At 62.2% G+C, this 8,137-nt stretch carries 7 protein-coding genes; 3 read left to right on the forward strand and 4 right to left on the reverse strand.

Annotated elements, in window-relative coordinates; translation table 11 throughout:
- Nucleotides 1-107: 107 nt before the first annotated feature.
- Entirely contained in the window at nucleotides 108-3,113 is a 3,006-nt protein-coding gene (gene ileS / locus VR71_RS17740; RefSeq protein ID WP_045685985.1) for an isoleucine--tRNA ligase, read from the forward strand.
- 14 nt (nucleotides 3,114-3,127) lie between these two features.
- On the opposite strand, the gene pth is transcribed toward ileS, so the two are convergent.
- Nucleotides 3,128-3,814, reverse strand: a complete 687-nt coding sequence (pth, locus tag VR71_RS17745; protein ID WP_009818490.1) for an aminoacyl-tRNA hydrolase — start codon at nucleotides 3,812-3,814, stop codon at nucleotides 3,128-3,130.
- A 74-nt stretch (nucleotides 3,815-3,888) separates the two neighbouring features.
- Between pth and VR71_RS17750 the strand changes: the two genes are divergently transcribed.
- Nucleotides 3,889-4,569 (forward strand): FkbM family methyltransferase, encoded by a 681-nt coding sequence (locus VR71_RS17750; protein WP_009818491.1) that lies wholly within the window; start codon nucleotides 3,889-3,891, stop codon nucleotides 4,567-4,569.
- Nucleotides 4,570-4,631: 62 nt separating this feature from the next.
- Here the strand turns inward: VR71_RS17750 and VR71_RS17755 are convergent, their stop codons facing one another.
- Nucleotides 4,632-5,258 carry a 50S ribosomal protein L25/general stress protein Ctc gene (locus tag VR71_RS17755; RefSeq protein WP_009818492.1) on the reverse strand — a complete coding sequence of 209 codons (627 nt, stop codon included), beginning with the start codon at nucleotides 5,256-5,258 and terminating at the stop codon, nucleotides 4,632-4,634.
- Nucleotides 5,259-5,422: 164 nt separating this feature from the next.
- On the opposite strand from VR71_RS17755, the gene VR71_RS17760 reads away from it, so the two are divergent.
- On the forward strand, nucleotides 5,423-6,451 hold the full coding sequence (locus VR71_RS17760) for a hypothetical protein (RefSeq protein ID WP_045685986.1): 1,029 nt from the start codon (nucleotides 5,423-5,425) through the stop codon (nucleotides 6,449-6,451).
- A 6-nt stretch (nucleotides 6,452-6,457) separates the two neighbouring features.
- On the opposite strand, the gene VR71_RS17765 is transcribed toward VR71_RS17760, so the two are convergent.
- Together VR71_RS17765 and VR71_RS17770 are read right to left on the reverse strand one after the other, a co-directional pair.
- Complete coding sequence (locus tag VR71_RS17765; protein ID WP_045685987.1) at nucleotides 6,458-7,624, reverse strand: alpha-hydroxy acid oxidase; 1,167 nt, start codon at nucleotides 7,622-7,624, stop codon at nucleotides 6,458-6,460.
- Between the two features lie 54 nt (nucleotides 7,625-7,678).
- Nucleotides 7,679-8,137 (reverse strand): MATE family efflux transporter (locus VR71_RS17770; RefSeq protein WP_045685988.1); only part of this gene is annotated, 459 nt, incomplete at its 5' end.

Below are 8,137 nucleotides of genomic sequence, written 5' to 3' on the forward strand. Positions count from 1 at the left end.
AATTACATGCCCGGCGCTCTGAGACAATCGAGCTGCCGGGACAAGGCGTATGGGCTACCGCGCCGCTGCACCCCCCAACTCCCAGACCAGTGACAAGGACGCAAACCATGTGCGCCGACACGACCCAGACGCCGGATTACAAAGACACGTTGAACCTGCCCGAGACCGATTTTCCGATGCGCGCGGGATTGCCTGCGCGAGAGCCTGAGTGGCTGGCGCGTTGGGCGCGGATCGGAGTGTATGAGAAGCTGCGGGAGAATGCGGCGGGGCGTGCAGCCTTTACGCTGCATGATGGCCCGCCTTACGCCAACGGGCATCTGCACATCGGGCATGCGCTGAACAAGATCCTCAAGGATATGGTGGTGCGCAGCCAGCAGATGATGGGGCGCGATGCGCGCTATATCCCCGGCTGGGATTGTCACGGCCTGCCGATCGAATGGAAGATCGAAGAGCAATACCGCGCCAAGGGCATGGATAAGGACAAGGTGGATGTGGTCGATTTCCGTCAGGAATGCCGCAAGTTCGCCGAAGGCTGGATCGAAATTCAGCGCGAGGAATTCAAGCGGCTCGGCATCACCGGCTGTTGGGATCGCCCGTATCTGACGATGGATTTCCGCGCCGAACGGATCATCGCGGAGGAATTCCAGAAGTTCCTGATGACCGGCGTGCTCTATCAGGGATCAAAGCCCGTGATGTGGTCGCCGATCGAGAAGACCGCGCTGGCCGAGGCGGAGGTGGAGTATCACGACAAGGAAAGCTTTACGGTTTGGGTGAAGTTTAAGGTGATTGAGGCAACGAAGGGCCCAGTCGTTGCAAGCTTGATGGCAACGCAGGCAGAGAAGGACGCATACTGGGCTCGTGTAAGAGAGTTAGTAGACGCACACGTTGTCATCTGGACCACGACCCCTTGGACCATGCCCTCGAACAAGGCCGTGGTTTATGGCGAAAGCTTTGCCTATGGCCTCTATGAGGTCACATCGACACCCAAGGAAAGCTGGGCCAAGGTTGGCGAGAAATTCATCCTCGCCGACACCCGCGCCGAGGATGTGATGACCCGGGCGCGGCTGGAGCCGTCGATGTATACCCGCGTGCGCGATGTGAGCGCGGAAGAACTTTCGGGGCTTTCGCTGCAACACCCCCTCGCCGGGGCCGAAGGGTCCAACGGCGAATGGGACGATCTGCGCGATTTCCGGGCTGCCGATTTCGTCACCGACGAGGAAGGCACCGGGTTTGTCCATTGTGCGCCGTCGCACGGGATGGAGGAGTTTGAGCTGTACCGTGATCTGGGCGATCATCCCGACGGCGGGACTTGGCTTGAAAAAGTGATCACCTATAACGTGCTGGAAGACGGCTCTTTCCGGCCCGATCTGCCGTTCTTTGGTGGCAAGTTCATCCTTGATCGCAAGGGCAAAGAGGGCAATGCCAACAAGGCGGTGATTGATAAACTGGCCCAGGCGGGCGGGTTGCTCGCGCGGGGCAAGATTAAGCACTCCTATCCGCATAGCTGGCGCTCCAAGGCCCCCGTCATCTATCGCAACACCCCGCAATGGTTCGCCGCGATTGACCGCGCCGTGGGTGACGGGCAGGACGATTATGGCACCACCATTCGCGAACGCGCCTTGCGTTCCATCGACGAGTTGGTGACATGGACGCCCAAAACGGGGCGCAACCGGCTTTATTCGATGATCGAAGCGCGGCCCGATTGGGTGCTGAGCCGTCAACGCGCCTGGGGTGTGCCGCTGACCTGTTTTGTCAAAAATGGCGCGCAACCGACGGATTCTGATTACCTTTTGCGGAACGCCGAGGTCAACGCGCGTATCCTTGCGGCCTTTGAGGAAGAGGGCGCGGATGCGTGGTATAAAGAGGGCGCGAAAGAGCGGTTCCTGAGCGGTATCGTCAACCCGGACGACTGGCGCAAGGTCGATGACATTCTCGATGTGTGGTTCGATTCTGGCTCGACCCATGCCTTTGTGCTGCGCGACCGCACGGATGGGTCCGAGGATGGTCTGGCCGATCTCTATCTAGAGGGCACCGATCAGCATCGCGGCTGGTTCCATTCGTCGATGTTGCAGTCCTGTGGCACGCGCGGGCGCGCGCCCTATCGGGGGGTGCTGACGCATGGCTTTACCCTGGATGAGAAGGGCAACAAGATGTCCAAATCCTTGGGCAATACGGTCGCGCCCGAGGAAGTGGTCAAGCAATACGGCGCGGATATTCTGCGGCTCTGGGTGGCGCAGGCGGATTATACTGCTGACCTGCGGATCGGGCCGGAAATCCTCAAGGGCGTGGCCGATGGCTATCGCCGCCTGCGCAACACGCTGCGCTTCCTGCTGGGGGCCTTGGCACCGTTCACCGAGGCGGATCGCGTGGCCCCGGCGGATATGCCCGAGTTGGAACGTTGGGTGCTGCACCGTCTGGCCGAGCTGGATCACAAGGTGAAGAAAGGCTATGAAACCTATGATTTCCAAGGGGTTTTCCAGCAGATTTTCAACTTTTGCACGCTCGATCTGAGCGCGTTCTATTTCGACATCCGCAAGGACGCGCTCTATTGCGATGGCGACACCGCGCGGCGTCGTGCGGCGCGCACCGTGCTCGATCTGCTGTTTCACCGGCTGACCACATGGCTGGCCCCGGTGTTGGTCTTCACCATGGAGGAGGTATGGCTGTCGCGCTTCCCCGGCGAGGACAGTTCGATTCACCTCACGGATACTCCAGACACGCCCGCTGACTGGCTCAATGAACCGCTGGCGGCGAAATGGGCCATGGTGCGGCAGGCGCGGCGCGTCGTGACGGCGGCGTTGGAGGTGCAGCGCACCGACAAGGTGATCGGCGCAAGTCTGGAGGCGGCACCGGTCGTACACATCCGCGATGCAGAGATGCTCAAGGCGCTGAAATCAGTGGATTTTGCGGATATCTGTATCACCTCTGACCTGATGCTGACGGGCGATCCGCGCCCCGATGAGGCGTTCCGTTTGCCTGAGGTTGATACCGTTGGCGTGGTCTTTGAGCGGGCAGAGGGCGAGAAATGCCAGCGCTGCTGGAAGATCCTGCCTGATGTGGGGCGTCACAAGCATCCCGGCACCTGCGCGCGCTGTGACGCGGCACTGGGCTAAGGGGTCAAGGCGCGTCAGCGGAACCGGTCAACCAGTTTTTGAAGGGGTGAGCGCGTCTCGTCCGGCGCCTCTTCTGCGGGTTTGGGCGGCCTTTCGGTCTGCATGCTCTCTGGGCGAGCGGGTTTGGGCGCGGGGGGCGTGATCGCCTGTGCCACGGCGTTCTGAAAGCGGTCGGGCTTGCCCAAGGCCAGCCACGGCGCGCCTTTGGCGACGCCGCGCAGCAGATCGTCGAGCCAGTCGGTCTCGGATTTCGCGAAATCCTGCAAGACATAGTGCGCCACGCGGTCCTTGTGTCCGGGGTGGCCGATGCCAAGGCGCACGCGGCCGTAAGTCTCGCCGATGTGCTGATGGAGAGAGCGCAACCCGTTGTGGCCCGCATGGCCGCCACCCGTCTTGCAGCGCAGCTTGCCGGGGGCGAGGTCCAATTCGTCGTGAAAGACCGTGACATCGGCGGGGGTCAGTTTGTAGAAGCGCAGCGCCTCGCCCACCGATTGCCCGCTGAGGTTCATGAAGGTCATGGGTTTGAGCAAGATGACCTTGTCGTCGCCCAAATCCCCCTCAGAGACCATGCCCTGAAACTTGGACCGCCATGGGCCAAAGCCATGCTCATCGGCGATCCTGTCCAATGCCATGAAGCCGATGTTATGTCGATTATTCTCATATTTTGCGCCCGGATTGCCGAGACCCACAAAGAGCTGCATTGCCGATGCCCCTATCTTGGTTGAGGATGGTCTAGGGCCTTGGGGCCGCGGAATCAACGGGGGCAGGGTGCCGGATGGCCGAATATGAGGTGGAGGGGCTAAATCTGTCGGTGCCCGACAGCATCCTGAACGACCGGATCGCCGCCAAGCTGGCCTCGGGTGGCTATGAGGCCGATGAGGCGCGGGCGGCGGCCATGCGACTGCGACCGGGGCAACGGGTGCTGGAACTGGGGGCGGGGATTGGATACATCGCCTCGATTTGCGCCCGTATCACCGGGCCGCAGAATGTGACGAGCGTCGAGGCCAATCCCGGCATGTTGCCGGTGATCCGGGCTAATCTGGAGCGCAACGGATTTGGGGCAGTGACCCTCCTGCATGGTGCGGTGGGTGGCATGGCGCGCGAGTCCGAGCCCTTGGCCTTTGACGCGGCCCAGAGTTTCTGGGCGGCGCGGATCGCGGACGAGACCACCGCGCTCGACCGCATGGTCGAGGTGCCATATCTGGGGCTGAATGATCTGATGACGCAGGCGCGTCCGCATGTGGTGATCATGGATATCGAGGGGGCGGAGCAGCATCTTTTCGATCACCCCTGGCCTGACCATGTGCGCAGCGTGATGATGGAACTGCATCCGACGCGCTATCCTGACACAGTCATCCAACGGATCGTTGATTGCATGTCGGTCTCGGGCCTAACCTATGATCCCGGCCCGTCGCGCGGGCGCATCCTGTGCTTTCGCCGGGTGCGGGACCGGTGATAGAAAAAACGCGACCCCCGATTGGGGGCCGCGCTCTTTGGGTTGGGCGTGAGAGATGAGGATTATTCCTCGTCGCCCTCGTCCTCTTCTTCTTCCTCGCCCTGCGAGCGCAGCGCCGAGGGGGCCGAGATGTTGCAGATCACGAAATCGCGGTCCTTGATCACCGGCTCACTGCCTTCTGGCAGATCAATCATCGAAATCGTAACCACGTCGCCGATTTTGGAGATCTTGGACAGGTCCACGGTCAGGTGATCGGGGATGTCGCCCGCAGTCACGGTCAGCTCGACCTCGTTGCGCACGACGGTCAGAACGCCGCCTTTGCGCAGGGCCGGGCAATTCTCGTGGTTGATGAAGTCAACGTGAATGAACAGGTTGATCCGGGTGGTGCGACGCAGACGCATAAGGTCGACATGAGTCGGAAGATCCTTGACCACATCGCGCTGAACGTCACGGCAGATCACGCGCACATCGTCTTGGCCCTCGACCTGAAGATTGAACAGGGTCGATTTGAAACGGCCCTTCTTCAGGCGCTTGAGCAGCGCGTTGAACGGAATGTTGATCGGCAGCGGCTCTTTGTCGCCACCGAATACGATACCCGGAACCATGCCCTCACGACGAGCTGCGCGAGCGGCGCCCTTGCCTGTCCCCGCACGTTCCTGGGCCTGAAGATCAGGAATTTCTCCAGCCATTTGATTTCTCCATTGGTTAGGGCGGGGCTCCTCCAAGGCTGTAGACCCCGCATGAAGCTGCGCCAATAGCCGGGTTTTGCCGGTTTGAAAAGCGGAATCTTGTTGCCCGGCTGGGGCGCGTGGCCTATCCGTCGGTCCCGTGACGCAAGAGGAGCCCGACCGAAATGCCACGCCGCGTTTTCCTGCATGTTGGCATGCCCAAATGCGCGACCTCCACCATACAGGCCGCCTTGGTGCAACAGCAAGACCGTCTGCGGCATCTTGGCATCGCCTATGACATGCCCGAGGTCCAGTCGGCGCAGGGGCAGGGCAATGCGGCAGATCTTGCCATTGCGGCCTATCGGGAAAGATCACAGGCCGTCGCGGAGGCGCTCGATTTCTTCACGCGTGGTGACGGGGATGTGGTGCTGAGCGCCGAAAGCCTGTCGGGTCTCTATAAATCCGCGGTGGCCATCAGGCTGGTCGAGGCGCTGCGCGCGCGGGGATTTGAGGTCACTGTGCTTGCGGTCTTGCGCCGGCAGGATCACTGGCTCGAATCCGATTTCAAACAGCATGTCAAAGGCGGTCAGAAATGGAGCGGCAGCATCGCGGAGTTGCTGGAAAAGCGCACGCAGCAAGACGTGCTGAACTATGCGCTCTTCACGCTCTATTGGGGGAAATATGTCGGCCGGGACAGGGTGTTCAGCACCGTGATTCTGCCGGGCAGTGATCGGCGGTATCCGGTCAATTTCGTGCTGGAGCAGATCGGTGCTGCCAGCCTGTGCTACGGCGATGACGCGGCGGTGCCGATGTCGAATGTCAGCCCGCCCACGGGTCTGATCGAACCTGCGCGCCTGCTCAAGCGCGAGATGCAGGCGACTGGGTGTTCTCTGGCGCAGATGGATGTGGCGCTGGATCGGTTCTTTGCCGAAGCGCCGGGAGTGGTCGAGGTGCCAAAGCGGCGGTTTTTGATGCCTTTCACGGACCGTCAGCAACTCGTTGAGCGGTGGAAGGGCAGCAATCGCGATCTGGAGGGGCGGGCGGGGCATCATCTGGTGTTCGATGTCGAGGTGGCCCACGATCCGGCGTCCGAGATACCGCTCGAGGACGAGGCGCGCGCCATTCTGGCCGCGTGGAAGGCCGCGAAGGGGCCAGCACCCACACCAGAGGTGCAGGCGCGGCGCGGCTTGTTGCAGCGGCTCTTGGGGCGGTGAGGCGCCTCAGGCCATCCAGCGGCCGGTGAAATCCTCGGGTACCATCAGAATGTCGCGGTCCAGATCCTTGACATCGCGTCGCCCGCAGAGGCCCATGCTGCTATCGAGTTCCTTGTGGATCACCTCGAGCGCGCGGGTGACACCCGCCTCGCCCATCGCTCCCAGACCGTAGACAAAGGCGCGCCCGATATAGGTGCCCTTGGCCCCGAGCGAGAGCGCCTTGAGCACGTCCTGACCCGAGCGGATGCCGCTGTCGAGATGTACCTCGATCTTGTCGCCCACCGCGTCCATGATGGCGGGCAGGGCCCGGATGGCCGAGAGCGCGCCGTCAAGCTGTCGCCCGCCGTGGTTGGAGACGATGATCGCATCGGCCCCGACGTTCAGCGCTTCACGGGCATCGCGCGGGTCCATGATGCCCTTGATGATCAGCGGGCCGTCCCACATCTTGCGGAACTGGCGGATGCGGTCCCAGTCAAGCGCCTGATCGAACGCTTCTGAGGTCCAGGTGCTGAGCGAGGAGGGATCGGTGACGCCCTTGGCATGACCCACGATATTGCCAAAAAAGCGCCGTTTGGTGCCCAGCATGCCAAGCCCCCACTGCACCTTGGTCATCATGTTGGCGACGCTCTTGGGGGTCAGCTTGGGCGGGGCAGAAAGGCCGTTCTTCAGGTCCTTGTGGCGTTGCCCCAGCAGTTGCAGATCAACCGTGATCATCGCCGCCGAACATTTGGCATCCCGCGCCCGGTCAAACAGCCGCTGCATGAAATCGTCGTCTTTGAGGGTATAGACCTGCATCCAGAACGGCTTGGTGGTGTTCTCGGCCACATCCTCGATCGAGCAGATTGACATGGTGGAGAGGGTGAAGGGCACGCCGAATTTCTCGGCGGCGCGCGCCGCCTTGATCTCACCATCCGCGTGTTGCATGCCCGTGAGACCGACCGGGGCGAGGCCCACGGGCATCGCCACATCCTGCCCGATCATCTGGCTCGCGGTGCTGCGCCCGGTCATGTCGATGGCAACACGCTGGCGCAAGTAGATTTTGTCAAAATCGGTGGTGTTTTCGCGAAAGGTCTGTTCGGTCCAGCTGCCGGATTCGGCGTAGTCGTAGAACATCTTGGGGACGCGGCGGCGGTAGATCTGTTTGAGATCGGCGATATTGGTGATCACGGGCATGGCGTCCTCCGAAATTGGTTAGTTTCCTTTACCAACGGAAGCGGGGCCGCGCAATCACCCCTGTTGCCGCAGGACGGGGGCCGGTGCCGGAATACGGCGCACCGACCAGCCCCAGAACCGAACCAGCATGAACACGCCCGCCAGCGCGAGCCCGGCTGCGAGGCCGAGCCAGATACCCGGCCCGCCAAATCCAAGCGTGAATCCGAGAAGGTAGCTGACCGGCACGCCCACCACCCAATAGCTGAGGGCCGCAATGACCATCGGCACGCGGGTATCCTGCACCCCGCGCAAGAGGCCCAGCGCCTGCACTTGGGCGGCATCGACCAGTTGAAAGAGGGCGGCGGCAGCAAGGAGTTGCCGCCCGATGGCGATCACCTGTGCCCGGTCGGGATCGTCGGGCGCGAGAAAGAGGCCCACCAGCGGGTCCGGCAGGAGCAGGAGCAGCGCCATGGTCGCCAGCGCCACAGCGGCGGAGAGGCCGAGGACCACGCGCGCACCGTCGCGCAGCCCCGC

The sequence above is a fragment of the Roseovarius sp. BRH_c41 genome, from assembly GCF_000961715.1.
Classification (GTDB): domain Bacteria; phylum Pseudomonadota; class Alphaproteobacteria; order Rhodobacterales; family Rhodobacteraceae; genus Roseovarius.